This is a genomic window from Rathayibacter oskolensis (assembly GCF_900177245.1).
GTDB lineage: Bacteria > Actinomycetota > Actinomycetes > Actinomycetales > Microbacteriaceae > Rathayibacter > Rathayibacter oskolensis.
The window spans coordinates 195,525-215,140 of sequence record NZ_FXBM01000001.1; the positions used below are offsets into that span (position 1 = coordinate 195,525).

Here is a 19,616-nt window from a genome sequence, read left to right on the forward strand (position 1 = left end):
TACCCCCTGCCCGGCCCCGCGGGCCCGGAGGAGAGTGGAGGCGTCGGCGGCCTCTCGCCGGCCGAAGGGAGACCACCATGGACAAGGACACCCGCCCCACCGGCGACGACGGCGACGAGACCGAGGAGCTCCCCGACGGCTCCGGGACCGACAACTCTCCCGGCGGCGGCGACACCGACACGGTCTCGGGCGGCGACGCCGACGAGTAGGCGCCCCGCTGCGGACGCAGCGAGGGGCGGGCACCGGCTCGGCCGGTCCCGCCCCTCGTGCGTGTCTCTCCGGTGCGTCAGACCACCGGTCCGTCGCTCTCGCTCGTGCGGCGCGTGACCTGCTCGCCGCTGGCGGGGTCGACCGCCGAGCGGGTGGTCGACACGGCCTGGCGCCGGCGGGTCATCAGGACGAGGCCGAGCACGAGGCCGACGGCCCCTGCGGCCATCAGGATGTAGCCGATCAGCTTCAGATCGACTCCGGCCAGCTGGACGTCGACGGCGAACGCGAGGACCGCGCCGACGACGAGGAGGAAGATGCCTGCTCCGATGCTCATACGTGCTCCTTCTGCGTGCGCCGGTGTGCGCAGCGGTCGCGCGCAACCGCACCGGCGATCGATCGCCCCCACGCTAGACCCGGCGCGACGCGCTCCGGAGGCCCTTCCTGCGCGGGCCCGCAGCGTGTAGGGCCGCTCAGCGGTCCGAGATCCTCAGCATCACGCGGGTGCGGTCCCCTCGTGTGACGATCCCCTCGATGAAGAGGAACACGCGGTACTCGAGCCGGTACTTGCGCGCGAAGACCTTGCCGAGCCGCTCGACCGTCTCCTCGTCCGAGACGATGCGGGCGGAGCCCTCGACGACCGCCGCTCCCTCCTTCACCCTCCCGCGCCGGTCGCACGGGACGAGGGTCACCCGGGGGTCGTTGCGCAGGCGCTTCACCTTCCCGCTCTTCCGCGGGGTGGTGACGATCAGCTCCGTGCCGTCGCGCGAGATCCAGACCGGAGTCGACACCCCGACTCCGGACCTGCGGAACGTGGTGAGCGAGACGAAGGACTCGTCGGCGAGCGCCGAGAGGGCGGGGGAGAGGGTCATCTCCGAAGAGTAGGTGGGCGCGTGGCCGCCTCCGCAACCCTCACCGCGACCCGTCGGCGCCCGCCTAGGCTGAGAGCATGACCGTCCCGACGCCTCTGATCGGTCCGACCGGGGCGCCCGACCTGCACGCGATGAGCTACAACATCCGTCGGAGGATGCCCCGGCTCACCTCGCGCTCGGTCGACCAGTGGGAGCGCCGTGCGCCGCTGGTGCGCCGCCTGCTCGAGACCGAGCGCCCGTCGATCCTCGCCGTGCAGGAGGCGCTGCCCGACCAGGCCGCACTGGTGCACGACGTCCTCGGCTCGTCCTTCGAGGGCATGGGGTTCGGCCGCGATCCCGACCGGGGAGGCGAGCGGGTGATGCTGTTCGTCGACCGCAGCCGCTTCGCGGTGCGCGACTGGTCGCAGATCGCCCTGTCCGACACTCCCGACACCGCTGGCTCGCGCACCTGGGGCAACAGGATCCCGCGCACCGCGGTGATCGCCGAACTCACCGACTACGGGACGAACCGCGAGCTGACGGTCGTGTCGACGCACTTCGACCACCTCTCGCGGCGCTCGCGTCTGCGCTCGGCCGAGCTGATCGCGCAGAGGGTGACCGCGCTCGGCCGCCCGGCGATCGTGATGGGCGACGCGAACACCGATGCGGGGACAGCCCCCTACCGCGCCCTGCTCGACGGCGCGCAGCTCGCCGACTCCTGGGTCGTGGCCGGCCGGCACCTCAGCCCGTCGTGGGGCACCTACTCGAACTACCACCCGCCGAAGCCGGGGCGCAGGATCGACTGGCTCGCCGTCTCGGCCGGAGCCTTCGAGGTCGTCGCGGCCGGCATCAACGCCGTGCGCTACGACGGCGCGGCCCCCTCCGACCACGAGCCGGTGCAGGCGCTGCTGCGCTTCGCTGCGACGTCGTGAGCGGCGCCGCTCTCGTCGAGACGTTCCTCGAGCCCCCGCGCACCCGCGGCGAGTGGCTCGCCGACGCGGTCCGGCTCGCCGGAGTGGCCAGCATGGTCGCGGCCGGCATCGGCTGGGGCTTCGTCGACGTGATGGTCTTCGCCCTCTCGGCGATAGGACTCGTGATCCCGCGCTTCCTCGGCATCCGCCCCGCGCTCGACGCGGCGTTCGGCGGCGCCCTGCTCGTCGCCTCCTGGAGCAGCGTGCTCGACCTGTACCAGGCGTGGGCGTGGTGGGACGTCGTGGTGCACTTCGTGCTCAACGGGCTGGTGGCGGCCGTCGCCTACGTCGTCGCTGCGCGGGCCGGAGTCGTGCCCGCCGTGGCGGGCGATCGCGGGCCGCTCGCACCGGCGGTCGTGCTGTGCGCGTGCTTCGGCACGACCGCGGGCGTCGTCTGGGAGTGGGGGGAGTGGGCGGGTCACCGCTTCGTCGATCCGACGATCTTCGTCGCCTACGAGGACACGCTCGGCGACCTGGCTGCGGGGGCCGCGGGGTCGATCCTGGCGGGCGCGCTGATGCGCTTCTGGTCGGCGAAGAGCCGCGTCGTGCGCTCCTCCGACTGACCCGCGTGCGGGTCGGCCGCGGCAAAGATGTGAGCAAAGCGGAGCCGGGCGGGCTTTGGCCTCCCGGGCGGGCCGATATAGGCTGATACGTAATATGAATCAGCCTGTCGAAGGAGACACCGTGCTCACCGATCCGTATCGCGCCGTCCAGTACCGCCGAGACCGCAGCTTCGCCGTGGTCGACGAGGTCAGGCGGGCGCCGGAGCCCGGCTCCGTCGAGATCGAGGTCGGCTTCGTCGGTCTCTGCGGCACCGATCTGCACATCTTCCACGGCTCCATGGACGGCCGGGTCGCCCACGACGCGGTGATCGGTCATGAGATGAGCGGCACGATCGCCGCGATCGGCGACGGAGTCGACGGCTGGTCGGTCGGCGACCGCGTCACCGTCATGCCGCTGGACTGGGACGGCACCTGCCAGGCGTGCCTCGCCGGCAATGAGCACATCTGCCAGAACCTCGACTTCATCGGGATCGACTCCCCGGGTGCGCTCCAGCAGTACTGGAACGTCCCCGCCCGGACTCTCGTCCGGCTGCCGGACGGGCTGAGCCTCGACCACGCCGCCCTCGTCGAGCCGGTCGCTGTGTCGGTGCACGACGTCCGCCGCTCGGGGCTCGTTCCGGGAGAGCGGGCCGTCGTGATCGGCGGCGGCCCGATCGGCGTGCTGATCGCGACGACCGCCCGCGAGTTCGGAGCGGAGGTCGTCGTCGTCGAGCTGGACGCCACCCGCCGCGCCGCCGTCGCCGAGCTCGGCTTCGAGGTGCTCGACCCGCGCGCCGTCGACCAGGTCGCCTGGGTCGACGAGTGGACTCGCGGTGCGGGCGCCGACGTCGTGTTCGAGGTCTCCGGAGCCGCGGCGGCCGTGCTCGGAGCGACGTCGCTCGCGCGCGTCCGCGGCCGCGTCGTCGTCGTCGCGATCCACACCGAGCCTCGCCCGATCGATCTGCAGCGCGTGTTCTGGCGCGAGCTCACGCTGATCGGGGCCCGCGTCTACGAGCGGGCCGACTTCGAGACGGCCGTCGAGCTGCTCGCGCGCGGAGTCGTGCCCGCCGACCTGCTGATCACCCGCATCGAGCCGCTCGCCGCGGTCCAGGACGCGTTCGCCGAGCTCGACGCGGGTCGGGCGATGAAGATCCTGATCGACGTCGGCGGGGCGCCGTCGGCCGAGGGTGCGCGATGACCGGGCCGTTCGACCTCACCGGCCGCCTCGCCGTCGTCACCGGGGCGCGGAGGGGGATCGGGCTCGCCATGGCCGAGGCGCTCGCCCGCGCCGGTGCCGACATCGTCGGCGTCAGCGCGGCGATGCCGGCCGACGGCGGGGAGATCGGCGAGCGGGTGCGGGCCCTGGGCCGCGACTTCCGCGGGATCGGCTGCGACTTCTCCGACCGCGACGCCACCCTCGAGCTCGGTGCCGCGCTGAACGACCTCGGTCGGCCGATCGACGTCCTCCTCAACAACGCGGGGACCATCGAGCGCGTCCCCGCCGCCGAGCATCCGCTCGAGCTCTGGGACCGCGTGCTCGAGGTCAACCTCTCCGGTCCCTTCGCGCTCACCCAGGTGCTCGCCCGGCCGATGCTCGAGCGCGGCCGCGGCTCGATCGTGTTCACCGCCTCGCTGCTGAGCTTCCAGGGCGGCATCACCGTCCCCGGGTATACGGCCTCGAAGTCGGCGGTCGCCGGGCTCGTCAGGGCGCTCTCGAACGAGTGGGCCGCCAGAGGAGTCAGGGTGAACGCCCTCGCCCCCGGCTACATCGCGACCGACAACACCGCGGCCCTGCGCGACGACGAGAACCGCTCCCGCTCCATCCTCGAGCGCATCCCCGCGGGTCGCTGGGGAGCGGCGGAGGATCTGGGAGGCGCGGCGGTGTTCCTCGCGAGCGACGCCTCCGCCTACGTCAGCGGGATCACCCTCCCGGTCGACGGAGGGTGGCTCGGCCGGTGAGCGGCCCCGAGGAGTCGATGACGGCCGTCGCCGAGGCGCTGGCCCGCACGGCGGTGGTGCCGGTCGTGGTGATCGACGACGTCGAGCGCGCCGACGACCTGGGCGACGCGCTCGTCGCGGCGGGGGTCGGCGCGGTCGAGGTGACGCTGCGCACCTCGGCCGGTCTCGAGTCGCTCCGGATGCTCGCGAGCCGGGGCGATCTCGTCGTGGGCGCGGGCACCGTCCTCACCGTCGAGCAGGTCGACCAGGTCGCGGAGGCGGGGGCGCGGTTCGTCGTCAGCCCCGGCCTCGACAGCGCAGTGGTCGAGCGCTGCCTCGCCCTGGGCGTCCTCCCACTGCCCGGGATCGCCACGGCCACCGAGCTCCAGCGCGCCGTCGGTCTCGGGCTCTCGATCGTGAAGTTCTTCCCCTCCTCCCTCCTCGGCGGCCTCCCCGCCCTCGAGGCGCTCGCCGGGCCCTTCCCTGACGTGCGCTTCTTCCCGAGCGGAGGCGTGGGTATCGACGAGGCCCGCCGCCTCCTCGCCAGCCCCCTCGTGATGGCGGTCGGCGCCAGCTGGCTCGCCTCGCGGTCCGACATCGCCGAGGGCGACTCCGCAGCACTCGCGGAGCGTGCGCGGGCGGCGGTGGAGCGGGTCAGGGCCGTTCCCGCGCGCCCCGTCGCGACGGATCGCGTGCCCGAGGGCCCGGTCGTCACGCTCGGCGAGACACTCGCCCTCCTCCACACCGACGGCTCCCTCGCGCACGCGCAGAGCGTCGCGGTGGGGATCGGCGGGGCCGAGTCGAACGTCGCCGTCGCCCTGGTGCGCCTCGGGACGCCGGCCGCCTGGATCGGTGTCGTCGGTGCGGACAGCGCGGGCGAGCGCGTCGTCCGCGAGCTCCGCGGCGAGGGCGTCGACCTCGTGGTGCGCCGCGATCCGGAGGCGCCGACCGCGCTGATGATCAAGGAGCGGCCCACTCCCGTGACCGCGCGGGTCACCTACCACCGCCGGCACAGCGCGGGCAGCCGCCTCGGCCGCGGCGACGTGCCCGCCGAGCTGATCCGCGGCGCCTCCTGCCTGCACGTGACGGGGATCACCCTCGCGCTGTCCGACTCGGCCCGCGACGCGGCGCGCGAGGCCGTCCGCCTGGCCGTCGAGGCCGGGGTGCCGGTCTCGTTCGACGTCAACCACCGCCCTTCGCTCTGGCTCGGGAGGGACGCCGCGGCGGCGTACCGCGACGTCGCCGCCTCCGCGACGCTGATCTTCGCGGGCGCGGAGGAGGCGCGCCTGCTGGTGGGCGCCGACGTCGACGACGACCCGCTCGAGCTGGCCCGGTCGCTCGCGGGGCTCGGCCCCCGCCACGCGGTCGTCAAGCTCGGCGCCGAGGGCTGCGTCGCCGTGGTCGACGGTGTCGACCGGCGCGTGCCGGCGGTGCGCGTGTCCGTGGTCGACACCGTCGGCGCCGGCGACGCCTTCGTCGCCGGCTACCTCGCGGAGTTCGTCCGAGGGCTCCCTGTCGACCGCTGCCTCGAGACCGCCGTGACGGTCGGGGCGTTCCAGTGCCTCGCCCCCGGCGACTGGGAGGGGCTGCCCCGGCGCGCCGATCTCGCTCTGCTGACCGCGACCGAACCGGTGCAGCGGTGACCGCCTCGCTCTGGGGCCGCTCGGGCGACGGGTTCCAGGCGTCGATCGCCGCGCAGCGCGGGCCCGGAGTCGACCCGGGCCTGATCCTCGACGAGCACTGGCTGGGCCTCCCCGAGCTCGAGCACGCCCTGTTCGAGACCCCGGTCTGCGTCGACGGCAGCGCCGATCTCGTGCTCGTCCCGGCCGACTGGCTCCCGCGCCTCGCGGCCAACGCGTCGATCAGGCCGCTGGACGACCTGCTCGAGGGCGCGCCGCTCGACGGCTGGCCCTCGGCGTGGTCGTCCGCCTTCACCGAGGTGGTCGCCTTCGCCGTCCCCTCGCACGCCCGCGCGGTCTGGGGCGTGCCCTTCCACGACGGACCGCCGCTGCTCGTGTGGCGCAGCGACCTCTACGACTCGCCGCAGGAGCGGGCGCGCTACCGCGAGGCTGCGGGGCGCGACCTCGAGCCTCCTCGCTCGTGGGTCGACTTCGACCGCCAGGCAGCCTGGTTCACCCGCCCCGAGCAGCAGCTCTGGGGCACGGTGCTCGCGGGGGCGCCGGACGGGCACAACAACGTCTACGACTTCGTCACCCAGCTCCGCGTGCGCGGGGCCGACGTGCTCGATGAGCACGGCGCACCCGGCTTCGGCGGGGAGGCGGGGCTGCGGACACTCGCGTGGCTGCGCGGGCACGTGGTCGCCGGCCGCGTGCCTCCGTGGTCGGGCGAGCTCGACAGCGTCGGCAGCGGCGCCGCCTTCGCCGACGGCCGGGTCGCGCTGATGGTCAACTGGGCCGGCTACGCGCAGCGCGCCCAGGGCCCGGGCAGCGCGGTGCACGGGCGGGTCGGCGTCGGGCTCGCGCCCGCCCTCGCCGACGGGACGGCCCTCCCGGTGGTGAACGCCTTCTGGGCGCTCGCCGTGACGGCCGGAGCGGTCTCGGTGCCCGAGACCTGGGACGCGGTGCGCCGCCTCGCGACGGCCGAGGCCGACGTGCGCACGACGCTGGCGGGCTCCTCCGGGACCAGGCTCGACACCTGGCGCGACCCCCGGGTGCTCGCCGCCTCGAGCACCGTCTCGCTGTTCGAGGAGGCGCATCGCGCCTCCCGGCCGCTCCCGATGATCCCCGAGCTGCCGGAGCTGGTGCAGATCCTCAACCGCCTCGTCGACGACGTCGTCTGGCGCGGAGTGGACGGGGCGTCGCGACTCGACCGCGCGATCGTCGAGGCTCGGGCGGCCTTGTCTGCTGAATGAGCCCGGCCCGGGCGGATCGGCCGGGGAGGGTTGAGTAATCGACACCAGTGAGTGTTGAATCATCATATCTATCGCGATCATGGAGGATCCATGCACAGCACCATCGTCGGCCACGGGGTTCCCGTCACAGCTCTCGGGCTCGGCGCCGCCCAGTTCGGCAACCTCTATCGGCCGACCAGCGACGAGGACGTCGCCGGGGCCTTCGAGGCGAGCTGGGACGCCGGGGTGCGCTACTTCGACACCGCCCCCCACTACGGACTCGGCCTGAGCGAGCGCCGCCTCGGGGCGCTGCTGCGCGGCAGGCACCGCGACGAGTACACGATCTCGACGAAGGTCGGCCGGCTCCTCGAGCCCAATCCCGATCCGCGCGGCGCCGAGCGCGACGACACCGAGGGCTTCGCCGTGCCGGCCTCGACCGTGCGGCGCTGGGACTTCAGTGCCGACGGCGTGAAGCGCTCGCTCGAGGCCAGCCTCGAGCGCCTCGGCCTCGACAGGATCGACATCGTCTACGTGCACGACCCCGACGACTTCGGCGACCAGGTGATCGCCGAGGCACTCCCGGCTCTCGCGCGGCTGCGCGACGAGGGAGTCATCGGCGCCATCGGCACGGGGATGAACCAGTCCGCGCTCCCCGCGCGGTTCGTGGCCGAGGCCGACATCGACCTCGTCATGCTCGCGGGCCGGTACTCGCTGCTCGAGCAGGGCGCGCTCGACGACCTGATGCCGCTCGCCGAGGAGCGCGGCGTCGGCATCGTCATCGCGGGCGCCTACAACTCCGGCCTGCTCTCGCGCGATCGACCGCCGGCCGACGCGAAGTACGACTACGACTCGGCCCCCGCGGAGCTGGTGAGCCGGGCGAACGTGCTCGCCGATGTCTGCGAGCGGCACGGCGTCACCCTCCCCGAGGCCGCCCTGGCCTTCCCGTGGCTGCACCCCGCCGTCGTCTCGGTGGTCGTGGGCCAGCGAACCCGGGCGCAGGCCGTCGAGAACGCGCGGCGCGCCTCGGTCGACGTCCCCGCCGCCCTCTGGACCGACCTGGTCGACGAGGGCCTGCTCCGCCCGGAGGTCCGCGGCGCCCGCCCGGGCCTCGAGGCCGTCACCACCACGAGAGGACTCCCCGCATGACCACCATCACAGCCGTCGACGCGTACGACGTACGGTTCCCCACCTCCCTCAGTGCCGACGGCAGCGACGCGATGAACAAGGACGGCGACTACTCCGCCGCCTACGTCGTCCTGCGCACCGACGACCCCGAGCTGCGGGGCTTCGGCTTCACCTTCACCATCGGGCGCGGCAACGACCTCTGCGTGGCGGCCGCCCTGCAGCGGGCCGAGCCTTTGATCGGTCGCGACGTGGGCGAGCTCGTCGCCGACCTCGGAGGCGTGTACCGCGGCCTCCAGAGCGACTCCCAGCTGCGCTGGCTCGGCCCCGACAAGGGCGTCATCCACCTGGCTCTCGCGGCCGTCATGAACGCCGTGTGGGACCTCGCCGCGCGGGTGGCGGGCAAGCCGCTCTGGCGCCTCCTGGTCGAGATGACCCCGGAGGAGCTGGTCGACGCGGCCGACCTGCGCTACCTCTCGGACGCGCTGACCCGCGACGAGGCGCTCGACCTCCTGCGCGGCCTCGAGCCCACCCGCGGCGAGCGCATCGCCGAGCTGGAGCGCGACGGCTACCCCTGCTACACGACCTCGGCGGGATGGCTCGGCTACAGCGACGACAAGCTGCGGCGCCTCTGCCAGGAGGCCGTCGACCAGGGCTACCGCCACATCAAGCTCAAGGTCGGCGCCGACCGCGCCGACGACCACCGGCGACTGGGCATCGCCCGCGAGGTGATCGGCTGGGACGCCGACCTGATGATCGACGCGAACCAGGTCTGGGACGTGCCGGAGGCGATCGAGTGGGTGCAGTCGCTCGCCGAGTTCCAGCCCCTCTGGATCGAGGAGCCGACGAGCCCCGACGACGTCCTCGGCCACGCGGCGGTGCGCCGGGCGGTGGCGCCGATCGGCGTGGCGTCGGGTGAGCACGGGATGAACCGGGTGCTCTTCAAGCAGATGTTCCAGGCCGGCTCGCTCGACTTCTGCCAGCTCGACGCCGCACGGCTCGGCAGCGTCAACGAGATCCTCGCCGTGTACCTGATGGCCGCGAAGTTCGGGGTCCCCGTCTGCCCGCACGCCGGAGGCGTCGGCCTCTGCGAGCTGGTCCAGCACCTGTCGGTCTTCGACTACGTCGCGGTCTCGGGGAGTCTCGAGGGCCGGGTCACCGAGTTCGTCGACCACCTGCACGAGCACTTCGTCGAGCCCTGCATCGTCGAGGACGGCGCCTACCGCCTGCCCGGCGCCCCCGGCTACAGCGCCGAGATGTTCGAGTCGACGCTCGACGAGTACACCTTCCCCGGAGGGAGCTACTGGGCCGGGCGCTCCCACCCGGTCGTCACCACTCCGGTCGTGCCGCTCGAGGAGCACTCGGCTCACGCGACCCGCGTCGGTGTCGCGTGAGCAGCGCCCCCGCGCTCGTCGTCGACGCGCACCAGCACGTCTGGGACAGGACGAAGGCCCGCTACGACTGGCTGGGTCCGCACCTGCCCGAGATCGACCGCTCGATCGGCTTCGACGAGCTGAGACCGCAGCTGCGCGCCGCGGGGGTCGACGCCACCGTGCTGGTGCAGTCGGCGGACGAGGCCGCCGACACCGACGAGATGCTGCGGGTCGCAGCGTCCGCACCCGAGATCGTCGGAGTGGTCGTCTTCGTCCCGCTCGACCGCCCGCAGGAGGCGCACGACCGCCTCGTCGAGCTGCGCCGGGACGCGCACGTGGTCGGCGTGCGGAACCTCATCCACGATCAGCCGGATCCGGACTGGATCCTCCGCCCCGATGTCGACGAGGGGCTCGGGGTGCTCGAGGCCGCCGGAATCCCCTTCGACTACGTCGCCGTGCTGCCGCGGCACCTCGAGCACCTGCCCGTGCTCGCCGAGCGGCACCCCGACCTGTCGATCGTCATCGACCATCTGTCGAAGCCGCCGATCGGCCTCCCGTCGAGCGAGCCGTGGCGCTCTCTGATCGCCCGAGGCGCCGAGAACCCGCGGGTCTTCGGCAAGGTCTCCGGGCTCTACTCGGCGACCGCCGACGCCGCGGCCTGGACCACGGACCAGCTCGCCCCCGTGATCGAGCACGCCCTCGAGTCGTTCGGCGCCGAGCGCCTGATGTACGGAGGCGACTGGCCGGTCTCGCTGACGGCCGGCGGCTACGACCGCATCTGGGCGGCGCTGCACGAGGTGACCGGCGGCTGGAGCGACGCCGACTCCGCTCGCCTCTGGGGCGGGACGGCCCAGGACTTCTACCGCTTCGACGACGCGCTGATCGCCGCGGCGCTCGAGGCCTCGGCGCGCGCGTCGGCGTGAGGATCGGCTCCTGCCCGCTGCTCGGGCAGGAGCCGATCGCGTTCAGTCGCCGAGCCCGAGGATGTCGATGCGGCGCGGACGCGTCGCCTCGACCCGCGGCGTCACGCGGAACGCCGCGATCGTGCCGACGGCCTGCTCGGGGACCTCGATCACGAGGGCGCCCGCCTCCCGCCGCCAGGTGATCGGGCCGTCGTGCCCGAGGAGCGCGACGCTCTCGATCTCGGCCGCCAGGAGCCCCGACGAGGATCCGAGCGAGCCGATCCCGACCGTCGCCCCGACCGGGGCGAGGACCGTCGCGTAGACGTGTCCGCGCGAGGCGGTGAAGCGGATGTCCTCGGCGGTGAAGGGGGAGCGGTGCGTGTCCGTGAACGCCCCCTCCGCGACCCTGGTCGGCCCCTCTCCCGCGATCGTCCACGGTCGGGAGCCGTAGATCGCCTCGCCGTTGCGCGAGAGCCACGCGCCGATCGTCTCGAGCATCTCGACCTCGGGCGCGGGGATCGTGCCGTCGGCCTTCGGGCCGATGTTGAGCAGGAGCGCGCCGTTCTTGCTGACGATGTCGACGAGGTCGGCGATCAGGTCGTCGGTCCGCTTGTAGTCGTGCCCGTCGACGTAGCTCCACGAGTTCTTCGAGACCGAGGTGTCGGTCTGCCAGAAGTCGGCGCGGGTCTCGGCGAGCTGGCCGCGCTCGACGTCGAAGACGCCCGTTCCGGCGGGCAGCGCGTCGTACTTGTAGTTGACGGCCACCGGGCGGTCCCACTCGATCGCGCGGGTGTAGTAGTAGGCGAGGAACGTCTGCAGGTACGGCGCGAAGGCCGGCTGCTCGATCCACCAGTCGAACCAGATCAGCTGGGGGCGGTAGCGGTCGACGAGCTCGGTCGTGCGCACGAGCCAGTCCTCGAGGAACTCCTTGCTCGGCTGGGTCTCCTCGCGCTGCGCGGGGCCGTAGAGGTCGAGGCTCTCGGTCTGGGTGACGTCGCTGTCGAAGGCCGTGCCTCCGTTGAAGAAGAACCAGTGCTCGGCTCGGTGCGAGGAGGCGCCGAACACCATCGACTGCGCGCGGACGGCGTCGGCGAGCTCTCCGACGACGTCGCGGCGGGGGCCCATCTCGGTCGCCTTCCACCGGGTGAACGAGCAGTCGTACATCGGGAAGCCGTCGTGGTGCTCCGCGACCGGGACGACGAACTGGGCGCCCGCCCGGCGGAAGATCCTCGCCCACTCCGCGGCGTCGAACCGATCGGCCGTGAACGAGGGGATGAAGTCCTTATAGCCGAACTCCGACTGGTCGCCGTAGGTCGCGCGGTGGTGGGCGTACTCCGGGGTCCCCTCGAGGTACATGTTGCGGGGGTACCACTCCGAGCCGAAGGCCGGCACGGCGTAGGGGCCCCAGTGGATGAAGACGCCGAACTTGCCGTCGACGTACCAGTCCGGCGGGGTCGTCGTCAGCGCCTCCCAGGAGGCGCTGAGCGGCCCCTCGTCGATCACGCGCGCGACCTCGGCGAGGCGGGTGCGGTGCAGCGGGCTGTCGAAAGTGGTCATCATCGTCCTTCGATCGTGCGGTCGGCGTGCAATTGCTGGATAGATACTATCAATCGTGATCTTCAGGGACCCTCAGGGGCTGAAATTTCCTTGACAGCCGCGATGGAGGCTCGCAGACTGAAGAATCATCTGATCCATTTCGATCGATGACCACCGTTCAGGAGGCACCGCACAGCCGCGGAGCCGCCCGGACACCTCAATGAGGAGGAACAGTGACACTCAGGCATCTCCGGTTCGCGGCCATCGCCGCGGCCCTCGCGCTCCCGCTCGCGGGATGCAGCTCGGCAGGGTCCTCAGGAACCGACGCCGACGGCAACACCACGATCAACTGGTCGGTCTGGGCCGGCTCAGAGGTCGAGACGGCGGCCTGGCAGAAGCTGGCCGACATGGTCCACGAGGAGGACCCGACGATCACCGTCGAGCTGACGACGGCGGCCTGGGCCGACTACTGGACGAAGCTGCCGACCACCCTCGCCGGCAACGACGCGCCCTGCATCGCGGGCCTCCAGATGGCGCGCGTCCAGCAGTTCGCGAACTACTTCATCCCGCTCGACGACCAGCTCGACGCGGCCGGCATCGACACCGCCGACTTCGACCCCTCGATCATCAGCGCGCTCCAGGCCGGAGGCGAGCAGCTCGCCATCCCCTACGACCTCGGCCCCTACGTCGTCTTCTACAACAAGGACATGTTCGCCGCGGCCGGCCTCGAGAACCCGAAGGACGGCTGGACGATCGCGGAGTTCGAGACGGCGGCGAAGGCGCTGACCAAGGACGGCAAGTACGGCTTCGCCACCACGAACCAGATCGACGCCCTGAACCAGTGGGGCCCGACCATCGGAGGCGACCAGGCGGCGACCGAGGACGGCACGCTCAACCTCACCAGCCCCGGCCAGGAGAAGACGATGGCCTGGTACGCGGGCCTCGTCAACGAGCAGGGCGTCGCCGCAGAGCTCGCCACCGACTCGAGCGACGGGTCGCAGTTCCTCGGCGGCAACGCCGCGATGTACGTCACCGGCCCCTGGGACATGATCAACGCGAAGGACCAGGCCAAGTTCGACATCGGCATCGTGACCGTCCCCGTGGGCGACGAGGGCGCGGCCACCGCGATCGGCGGCTCCGGCTTCGGCATCACGACCAAGTGCAGCACCCCCGAGGTCGCCGCGAAGGCGCTGGCGATCATCACGGGCACCGAGGCCCAGGCCTCGCTCGGCGAGGCGGGACGCGCGTTCCCTGCTCGCACCTCCGAGCAGTCGACCTGGTACGCCTCTGCGGTCGAGGGCGCCCAGCCGACCCTCGAGGCGGCGCTGGAGACCGGCGTCCCCTACCTCTCCACCCCGACGTGGACGCAGGACGGCCTGAGCTACTCGCAGGGCTCGATCTCGGTGATCAACGGCCAGACCGACCCGACCTCGTTCCTCGAGAGCGTGCAGAGCAGCAGCGGAAGCGCGGGCTGAGTGATCGGGGCGGGGCGCTCACCTCCGAGCGCCCCGCCCCGACTGCGCCGCGGCACCGCCGCACCCCCCTCGAGAAACGACGCGAAGGAGCGCCATGACACTCGCCACCTCCCCGGCCACGGGCCAGGCGGTCGCCGGCCCGCCGCCGGCACCCGCCCCCACCAGCGCGCGACGGCGTCGGCGGGGGGACGGGCCTGCCGCGGCGGCGTTCCTCGCGCCGAGCCTCGGCGGCTTCGCGATCTTCACCGCTCTGCCGATCCTCGCCTCGGTCGCGGTGGCCTTCACGGTGTGGCCGCTCGCCGGCTCGCCGACCTTCACGGGGCTGGACAACTTCGTCCAGTTGCTCACCCGCGACCCCGCGTTCCTCAGGACGATCGGCAACACGCTCCTCTTCGTCGTCGTCTACGTGCCGATCAACCTGGCGCTCTCGATGGCGATCGCGGCCTGGATCTCGCCGCGGATCCGCGGGGGGAACGTCTACCGGGTGCTCCTGTTCATCCCCGTCGTCACGCCGATGGTCGCCAATGCCGCGGTCTGGCAGATCATGCTGATCCCGAGCGGTCTCATCGACAGCATCTGGCAGTCGGTGTTCGGAGTCTCGGCGCCGAACTTCCTCGGCTCGACCTCGACGGCGATGCTCTGCGTGGTGCTGATGTCGCTGTGGCAGGGCTTCGGCTACAACCTGCTGATCTTCTCCTCCTCGCTCCAGGCGGTCCCCGAGACGCTGATGGACAGCGCCTCGATCGACGGAGCGGGAGCGTTCCGGCGGTTCTTCAGCATCAAGATCCCGCTCATGTCGCCGTCGATCTTCTTCGCGGCGACGATGACGCTGATCACCTCCTTCCAGGTCTTCGCCCAGCCGTTCGTCCTGACCAACGGCGGGCCGGACAGCTCGACGACCACGATGGTGATGTACCTCTACCGGACGGGCTTCCAGTACTTCAACCTCGGCCTCGCCTCGGCGGTGGGCGTGATCCTCTTCATCATGATCCTGGCGATCACGGGGCTCATGTTCCTCGCCCAGAAGAAGCTGGTGCACTATGAGTGAGCGCGCCTCCCTCGCCTCGATCGCCGCCCCGCGCAGCCGCACGGCGACCCGATCGGCCGATGCCGCCGCCCGATCGTCGGCGCTGTCGCTGTCGGCCCTCGCGCGCCGGCGCCGGAGGAACGACATCCTCTCGCAGGTGCTCCTGACGATCTTCGTGCTGCTGTTCATGGTGCCGCTGATCTGGATGGTCTCGACGTCGCTCAAGCCGGGAGCCGAGGTCTTCTCGTCGCCTCCGTCGCTGCTCGGAAGCGAGATCCGCTGGGAGAACTACGCCGACGTCTGGAGCTACGTGCCGTTCGGCACGTACATGATCAACGGCGCGATCGTCTCGGTCCTGGGCACCCTGCTCGTCGTGGTGACCAGCGTCCTCTCGGCCTACGCCTTCTCGCGCCTGCGGTTCCGCGGCCGGGACGGGATCTTCTTTGTCTTCCTCGGCACCCTGATGGTGCCGCAGGAGGTCGTCGTCATCCCGATGTTCCTGTTCATGACGCAGCTGGGCTGGGTCGACTCCTACCAGGCCCTGATCGTGCCGTGGGCGTTCACGGCGTTCGGCTCCTTCCTCCTGCGCCAGGCGATGCTGTCGGTGCCGATGGAGCTGGAGGAGGCGGGCAAGCTCGACGGCGCCTCGCACCTGCGGATCCTGCTGGGCATCATCGTGCCGGTCGTCAAGCCGACCATCGCCGTGCTGGTCGTCTTCACGTTCATCAACTACTGGAACAGCTTCCTCTGGCCGCTGATCGTCATCAACGACGCCTCCTACGCCACCGTGCCCCTCGGCCTGAACAACTTCCTCGGCCAGGGCGGCCGCCAGTGGCAGCTGATCATGGCGGCGTCGACGATCTCGATGATCCCGACCGCGGGGCTCGCCATCCTCCTCCAGCGCTACCTCGTGAAGGGCATCGCGCTCTCGAGCGGCATGGGCGGCAAGTGAGCTGCGGCCGGCGCCGCGCTCCTCCGCTCCACCTCCGCTCGCTCCACCTCCTGAAAGGAACACTCGACCATGAGTTCTGCCCCTGCAGCCTGGTTCACCCACGACCGGTTCGGCATGTTCGTCCACTGGGGGCTCTACGCCCTCCCCGCCCGGCACGAGTGGGTGATGAACTTCGAGAAGACCCCGACCGACGAGTACGAGCGCTACGCCGCCTACTTCGATCCCGACCTCTACGACCCGAGGGCCTGGGCTCGGGCCGCCCGCGAGGCGGGGATGCGCTACGTCGTGCTGACCACGAAGCACCACGAGGGCTTCTGCCTCTGGGACTCGGCGCTGACCGACTACACCGCGATGAACACGCCCGCGGCCCGCGACCTCGTCCGCGAGTTCGTCGACGCCGTGCGCGCCGAGGGTCTGAAGGTCGGCTTCTACCACTCGCTCCTCGACTGGCATCACCCCGACTTCACCATCGACGGGCGCCACCCGCGGCGGGACGACTCGCCGGAGGAGATCGCCGCGCTCGATGAGGGCCGCGACATGGCGCGCTACCGCGAGTACCTGCACGGCCAGATCCGCGAGCTGCTGACCGGCTACGGGCGGATCGACTACCTCTTCTACGACTTCTCCTACGCGAACGACCACCACCACCCCGTCTGGGGCGGCAAGGGCAGGGACGACTGGGGGTCGGAGGAGCTGATGGCGCTGACCCGCGAGCTGCAGCCCGGGATCGTCGTGAACGACCGCCTCGAGATCCCGGGCGACATCGTCACCCCCGAGCAGTACCAGCCCGACCGGCCGATGGAGGTCGACGGAGTGCCTGTCGCCTGGGAGGCGTGCCAGACGATCAACGGCAGCTGGGGCTACTTCCGCGACAACCACAACCACAAGGCGCCCGAGCTCGTGATCCGGATGCTGATCGACGGCGTCTCGAAGAACGGCAACATGCTGCTCAACGTCGGGCCCAACGGGCGGGGCGAGCTCGATCCGGTCGCCCTCGGCACGCTCTCGGCGTTCGGCGACTGGATGCACCTGCACGCGCGCTCGATCTACGGAGCCGGCGCCTCCGAGTTCACGCCGCCGGTCGACTCCCGCTACACGCAGCGCGGTGACCGCCTCTACCTGCACCTGTTCGCGTGGCCGTTCGAGCACGTGCACCTGCCGGGTCTGGCGGGGCGGGTCGCCTACGCGCAGCTGCTGAACGACGCCTCCGAGATCCCGTTTCGCGAGATCGACCCCGACGTGAAGCCGCTCACCACGGGGATCGGCGGGCAGGCCCCCGGCACGCTCACGCTCACCCTGCCGGTCGTGCGACCCGACGTCGCGGTGCCGGTCATCGAGCTGTTCTTGAAGTGACGCGGCCTGAAGTGACGCGGCGTCAGGTCGCTTCGGGGTGCGCGGCCATGAAGTCCTCGACCTCGATCAGGTGCACCGACATCGCCAGCCGCGCGCGGTCGGGGTCGCCGGAGGCGAGCGCCCGGACGATGTCGTGGTGCTCGCGGTGGGTGCGCGGCACGACGCCCTGCTCGGTGAGCGCCCGCCAGGTGCGCGCCCTGACCGTGCGGCTCGCGAAGGCCTCGATCAGCGCCTCCAGTGCGGCGTTGCCCGAGGCCCGGGCGATCAGCCGGTGGAAGCGGATGTCGACATCCATGATCGCCGCGTCGTGGCCCTCGACCGGTGCGTCGACGATCTCGGCGATCGAGCCCAGCAGCTCCTCCGCGTCGGCGATCTCCTCCGGAGTGATCCGGAGCGTCGCTCGCGCGGCAGCCTCGACCTCGAGCAGGCGGCGGACCGACGCGAGGTTCGCCGCCTCGTCGGGCGACTGCAGGTCGACGAGGAATCCGAGAGGCGCCAGCAGCAGCGACGCGTCGAGCGAGGTCACGTACGTGCCGTCGCCCTGGCGGCTCTCGAGCACGCCCATCATCGCCAGTGCTCGCACACCCTCCCGGAGCGGGCTCCGGGAGACGCCGAGGAGCGTCGCCAGGTCCTTCTCGATCGGCAGCCGCGAACCCGGGGCCAGCCGGCCGCTGATGATCATCGCCTTGATCTCCTCGACCACCACGTCGGTCTGCGACCGCGGAGAGGACGCACGCGCGTCGCTCCTCCGCGCGGACCCGGGCTCCGGGGGCGTCTGAGCGTTCATCCCGCCACTGTAACGGCGCACTCGCGCCACGCCATCGATCGAGGAGACCGTGTGAACCACCGCCAGACCCCCCAGCCCCTCCCCGCGGGAGCCGTCGTGCAGCGGCTCGGTCCGCGGGGCGCGGAGGTGCCCGTCCTGTCCGTCGACGGCGTCGCCTTCGACCTGCGACCGGTGCTCTCCGACATCACCCCGGCCGAGCTCCGGCAGGTCTCGCTCGCCGACGCCCTGGCGGCGCACGCCCAGGGTCGCCTCGCGCCCCTCCCCGACGCCGAGGCGATGCGGGTCGGAGCCCCGCTCGCCGCGCCGGGCAAGATCGTCTGCATCGGCCTGAACTACCGCGACCACGCGGCCGAGACCGGCGCCGAGCTGCCGGCGGAGCCGGTGGTGTTCCTGAAGGACCCGTCGACGATCGGCGGGCCGTTCGACCCCGTGCTGATCCCGCGCGACTCGACCAAGACCGACTGGGAGGTGGAGCTCGGCGTCGTGATCGGGACGACGGCGCGCTACCTCGACTCGCCCGAGGACGCCCTCGCGCACGTCGCGGGCTACGTCCTCTCGCACGACGTCTCGGAGCGCGAGTTCCAGCTCGAACGCGGCGGCCAGTGGGACAAGGGCAAGAGCTGCGAGACCTTCAACCCGCTCGGCCCGTGGATCGCGCCCGCCGCCTCCGTCGCCGACCCGCAGGATCTGGGGCTCCGGCTCTCGGTCGACGGCGTCCTGCGGCAGGACGGCACGACCGCCTCGATGGTGTTCCCGGTGGCCCACCTGGTCTGGTACCTCAGCCGGTTCATGGTGCTGCACCCCGGCGATCTGATCAACACGGGGACGCCGGCCGGCGTCGCCCTCGGGCTGCCTGATCACCCCTACCTCCGGGCGGGTTCCGTCGTCGAGCTGTCGATCGACGGCCTGGGCACGGCCCGTCACCGCTTCGAGCAGGCGTCGTGAGCACCCCCGAGTTCTCCGGTCTCGTCGCGGCCGTCACCGGCGGCGCCTCCGGGATCGGACTGGCCACCGCTCTCGAGCTCGCCCGCAGGGGGGCGAGCGTGATCGTCCTCGACCGGGCCGTCGACGATCTCCCGCAGGGTCTCACCGGCATCCGCTGCGACGTCACCGACGGCGACGACGTGATCGCCGCGCTCGACGAGCTCGCCCGGCGCACCGGGGCGCTCGACGTGCTCGTCAACAACGCCGGCATCAGCGCGGTGGGCACGGTCGAGCGGGTCGACCCCGAGGAGTGGCACCGGGTGCTCGACGTCAACGTCGTCGGCATCGCCCGCGTCACCTCGGCCGCGCTGCCGCTGCTGCGCCGCTCCGGGGCGGCCTCGGTCGTCAACCTATGCTCGATCGCGGCCTTCAACGGACTCCCGCAGCGCGCCCTCTACTCGGCGAGCAAGGGCGCGGTCTGGGGCCTGACGCTCGCGATGGCGACCGACCACGTCCGCGAGGGCATCCGGGTCAACTGCGTCAGCCCCGGCACGGTCGACACCCCGTTCGTCGCCCGCATGCTCGAGGGCTTCGACGACCCCGCAGCCGAGCGCCGCGCCCTCGACGCCCGCCAGGCGACCGGCCGGATGGTGTCGCCGGAGGAGGTCGCCCTCGCGATCGCCTACCTGGCGAGCCCGTCCTCCGGGTCGACCACCGGCACCTCCCTCTCCGTCGACGGCGGAGTCACGACCCTGCGCGTCCGCCCTCAGTGACGCGCCGACCCGCTCCTCGCTCGCACCCTCCT

20 protein-coding genes are annotated in these 19,616 nt (G+C 72.0%); 16 read left to right on the top strand and 4 right to left on the bottom strand.

Annotated features, from left to right (window positions below; all coding sequences use genetic code 11):
• Positions 1-77 precede the first annotated feature (77 nt).
• Positions 78-209, top strand: coding sequence for a hypothetical protein (locus tag B9Y99_RS19335; protein WP_280157787.1), 132 nt, complete (start codon positions 78-80; stop codon positions 207-209).
• A 77-nt stretch (positions 210-286) separates the two neighbouring features.
• On the opposite strand, the gene B9Y99_RS01010 is transcribed toward B9Y99_RS19335, so the two are convergent.
• Positions 287-544, bottom strand: coding sequence for a DUF6458 family protein (locus B9Y99_RS01010; protein WP_085474759.1), 258 nt, complete (start codon positions 542-544; stop codon positions 287-289).
• 136 nt (positions 545-680) lie between these two features.
• The gene (locus tag B9Y99_RS01015) at positions 681-1,079 is read right to left on the bottom strand and encodes a PPOX class F420-dependent oxidoreductase (RefSeq protein ID WP_085474760.1); all 399 of its coding nucleotides are present in this window, start codon (positions 1,077-1,079) and stop codon (positions 681-683) included.
• A gap of 77 nt (positions 1,080-1,156) precedes the next feature.
• Between B9Y99_RS01015 and B9Y99_RS01020 the strand changes: the two genes are divergently transcribed.
• The 9 genes from B9Y99_RS01020 to B9Y99_RS01060 all read left to right on the top strand — a co-directional run bounded on the left by B9Y99_RS01020 (position 1,157) and on the right by B9Y99_RS01060 (position 10,778).
• Positions 1,157-1,990, top strand: coding sequence for an endonuclease/exonuclease/phosphatase family protein (locus tag B9Y99_RS01020; protein WP_085474761.1), 834 nt, complete (start codon positions 1,157-1,159; stop codon positions 1,988-1,990).
• Positions 1,987-2,592 carry a DUF2238 domain-containing protein gene (locus B9Y99_RS01025; protein WP_085474762.1) on the top strand — a complete coding sequence of 202 codons (606 nt, stop codon included), beginning with the start codon at positions 1,987-1,989 and terminating at the stop codon, positions 2,590-2,592. The genes B9Y99_RS01020 and B9Y99_RS01025 overlap by 4 nt, the downstream gene beginning before the upstream one ends.
• A 121-nt stretch (positions 2,593-2,713) precedes the next feature.
• Positions 2,714-3,769 (top strand): zinc-dependent alcohol dehydrogenase, encoded by a 1,056-nt coding sequence (locus tag B9Y99_RS01030; protein WP_244274732.1) that lies wholly within the window; start codon positions 2,714-2,716, stop codon positions 3,767-3,769.
• On the top strand, positions 3,766-4,530 hold the full coding sequence (locus B9Y99_RS01035; protein WP_085474764.1) for an SDR family oxidoreductase: 765 nt from the start codon (positions 3,766-3,768) through the stop codon (positions 4,528-4,530). The genes B9Y99_RS01030 and B9Y99_RS01035 overlap by 4 nt, the downstream gene beginning before the upstream one ends.
• Entirely contained in the window at positions 4,527-6,152 is a 1,626-nt protein-coding gene (gene eda / locus B9Y99_RS01040; RefSeq protein WP_129587840.1) for a bifunctional 4-hydroxy-2-oxoglutarate aldolase/2-dehydro-3-deoxy-phosphogluconate aldolase, read from the top strand. The genes B9Y99_RS01035 and eda overlap by 4 nt, the downstream gene beginning before the upstream one ends.
• On the top strand, positions 6,149-7,381 hold the full coding sequence (locus tag B9Y99_RS01045) for an extracellular solute-binding protein (protein ID WP_165759502.1): 1,233 nt from the start codon (positions 6,149-6,151) through the stop codon (positions 7,379-7,381). Before eda ends, B9Y99_RS01045 begins: the two co-directional genes overlap by 4 nt.
• 90 nt (positions 7,382-7,471) lie before the next feature.
• A complete protein-coding gene (locus tag B9Y99_RS01050) occupies positions 7,472-8,506 on the top strand; it encodes an aldo/keto reductase (protein ID WP_085474767.1) in 1,035 nt (344 codons plus the stop codon).
• Positions 8,503-9,876 carry an L-fuconate dehydratase gene (locus tag B9Y99_RS01055; protein WP_085474768.1) on the top strand — a complete coding sequence of 458 codons (1,374 nt, stop codon included), beginning with the start codon at positions 8,503-8,505 and terminating at the stop codon, positions 9,874-9,876. Before B9Y99_RS01050 ends, B9Y99_RS01055 begins: the two co-directional genes overlap by 4 nt.
• Positions 9,873-10,778 carry an amidohydrolase family protein gene (locus tag B9Y99_RS01060; RefSeq protein ID WP_085474769.1) on the top strand — a complete coding sequence of 302 codons (906 nt, stop codon included), beginning with the start codon at positions 9,873-9,875 and terminating at the stop codon, positions 10,776-10,778. The genes B9Y99_RS01055 and B9Y99_RS01060 overlap by 4 nt, the downstream gene beginning before the upstream one ends.
• 42 nt (positions 10,779-10,820) lie before the next feature.
• Here B9Y99_RS01060 and B9Y99_RS01065 read toward each other — a convergent pair whose 3' ends face one another.
• A complete protein-coding gene (locus B9Y99_RS01065) occupies positions 10,821-12,314 on the bottom strand; it encodes an alpha-L-fucosidase (protein ID WP_129587842.1) in 1,494 nt (497 codons plus the stop codon).
• Between the two features lie 212 nt (positions 12,315-12,526).
• On the opposite strand from B9Y99_RS01065, the gene B9Y99_RS01070 reads away from it, so the two are divergent.
• The 4 genes from B9Y99_RS01070 to B9Y99_RS01085 all read left to right on the top strand — a co-directional run bounded on the left by B9Y99_RS01070 (position 12,527) and on the right by B9Y99_RS01085 (position 17,100).
• Complete coding sequence (locus tag B9Y99_RS01070; RefSeq protein WP_085474771.1) at positions 12,527-13,768, top strand: ABC transporter substrate-binding protein; 1,242 nt, start codon at positions 12,527-12,529, stop codon at positions 13,766-13,768.
• A 94-nt stretch (positions 13,769-13,862) separates the two neighbouring features.
• The gene (locus B9Y99_RS01075) at positions 13,863-14,816 is read left to right on the top strand and encodes a carbohydrate ABC transporter permease (protein WP_085474772.1); all 954 of its coding nucleotides are present in this window, start codon (positions 13,863-13,865) and stop codon (positions 14,814-14,816) included.
• On the top strand, positions 14,809-15,747 hold the full coding sequence (locus B9Y99_RS01080; protein ID WP_085474773.1) for a carbohydrate ABC transporter permease: 939 nt from the start codon (positions 14,809-14,811) through the stop codon (positions 15,745-15,747). Before B9Y99_RS01075 ends, B9Y99_RS01080 begins: the two co-directional genes overlap by 8 nt.
• 69 nt (positions 15,748-15,816) lie before the next feature.
• A complete protein-coding gene (locus B9Y99_RS01085; protein WP_085474774.1) occupies positions 15,817-17,100 on the top strand; it encodes an alpha-L-fucosidase in 1,284 nt (427 codons plus the stop codon).
• A 22-nt stretch (positions 17,101-17,122) separates the two neighbouring features.
• On the opposite strand, the gene B9Y99_RS01090 is transcribed toward B9Y99_RS01085, so the two are convergent.
• A complete protein-coding gene (locus B9Y99_RS01090; RefSeq protein ID WP_085474775.1) occupies positions 17,123-17,887 on the bottom strand; it encodes a FadR/GntR family transcriptional regulator in 765 nt (254 codons plus the stop codon).
• 51 nt (positions 17,888-17,938) lie between these two features.
• Here B9Y99_RS01090 and B9Y99_RS01095 point away from each other — a divergent pair, with 51 nt between their 5' ends.
• On the top strand, positions 17,939-18,832 hold the full coding sequence (locus tag B9Y99_RS01095) for a fumarylacetoacetate hydrolase family protein (RefSeq protein WP_244274733.1): 894 nt from the start codon (positions 17,939-17,941) through the stop codon (positions 18,830-18,832).
• On the top strand, positions 18,829-19,584 hold the full coding sequence (locus tag B9Y99_RS01100; RefSeq protein ID WP_085474776.1) for an SDR family NAD(P)-dependent oxidoreductase: 756 nt from the start codon (positions 18,829-18,831) through the stop codon (positions 19,582-19,584). The genes B9Y99_RS01095 and B9Y99_RS01100 overlap by 4 nt, the downstream gene beginning before the upstream one ends.
• Positions 19,585-19,616: the final 32 nt, after the last annotated feature.

Excerpts from the sequence above, each read along its gene's own strand:
- B9Y99_RS19335 (WP_280157787.1), top strand. The coding sequence starts at position 78 with ATGGACAAGGACACCCGCCCCACCGGCGACGACGGCGACGAGACCGAG.
- B9Y99_RS01010 (WP_085474759.1), bottom strand. The coding sequence starts at position 544 with ATGAGCATCGGAGCAGGCATCTTCCTCCTCGTCGTCGGCGCGGTCCTC.
- B9Y99_RS01015 (WP_085474760.1), bottom strand. The coding sequence starts at position 1,079 with ATGACCCTCTCCCCCGCCCTCTCGGCGCTCGCCGACGAGTCCTTCGTC.
- B9Y99_RS01020 (WP_085474761.1), top strand. The coding sequence starts at position 1,157 with ATGACCGTCCCGACGCCTCTGATCGGTCCGACCGGGGCGCCCGACCTG.
- B9Y99_RS01035 (WP_085474764.1), top strand. The coding sequence starts at position 3,766 with ATGACCGGGCCGTTCGACCTCACCGGCCGCCTCGCCGTCGTCACCGGG.
- B9Y99_RS01050 (WP_085474767.1), top strand. The coding sequence starts at position 7,472 with ATGCACAGCACCATCGTCGGCCACGGGGTTCCCGTCACAGCTCTCGGG.
- B9Y99_RS01055 (WP_085474768.1), top strand. The coding sequence starts at position 8,503 with ATGACCACCATCACAGCCGTCGACGCGTACGACGTACGGTTCCCCACC.
- B9Y99_RS01065 (WP_129587842.1), bottom strand. The coding sequence starts at position 12,314 with ATGACCACTTTCGACAGCCCGCTGCACCGCACCCGCCTCGCCGAGGTC.
- B9Y99_RS01075 (WP_085474772.1), top strand. The coding sequence starts at position 13,863 with ATGACACTCGCCACCTCCCCGGCCACGGGCCAGGCGGTCGCCGGCCCG.
- B9Y99_RS01080 (WP_085474773.1), top strand. The coding sequence starts at position 14,809 with ATGAGTGAGCGCGCCTCCCTCGCCTCGATCGCCGCCCCGCGCAGCCGC.
- B9Y99_RS01085 (WP_085474774.1), top strand. The coding sequence starts at position 15,817 with ATGAGTTCTGCCCCTGCAGCCTGGTTCACCCACGACCGGTTCGGCATG.
- B9Y99_RS01090 (WP_085474775.1), bottom strand. The coding sequence starts at position 17,887 with ATGAACGCTCAGACGCCCCCGGAGCCCGGGTCCGCGCGGAGGAGCGAC.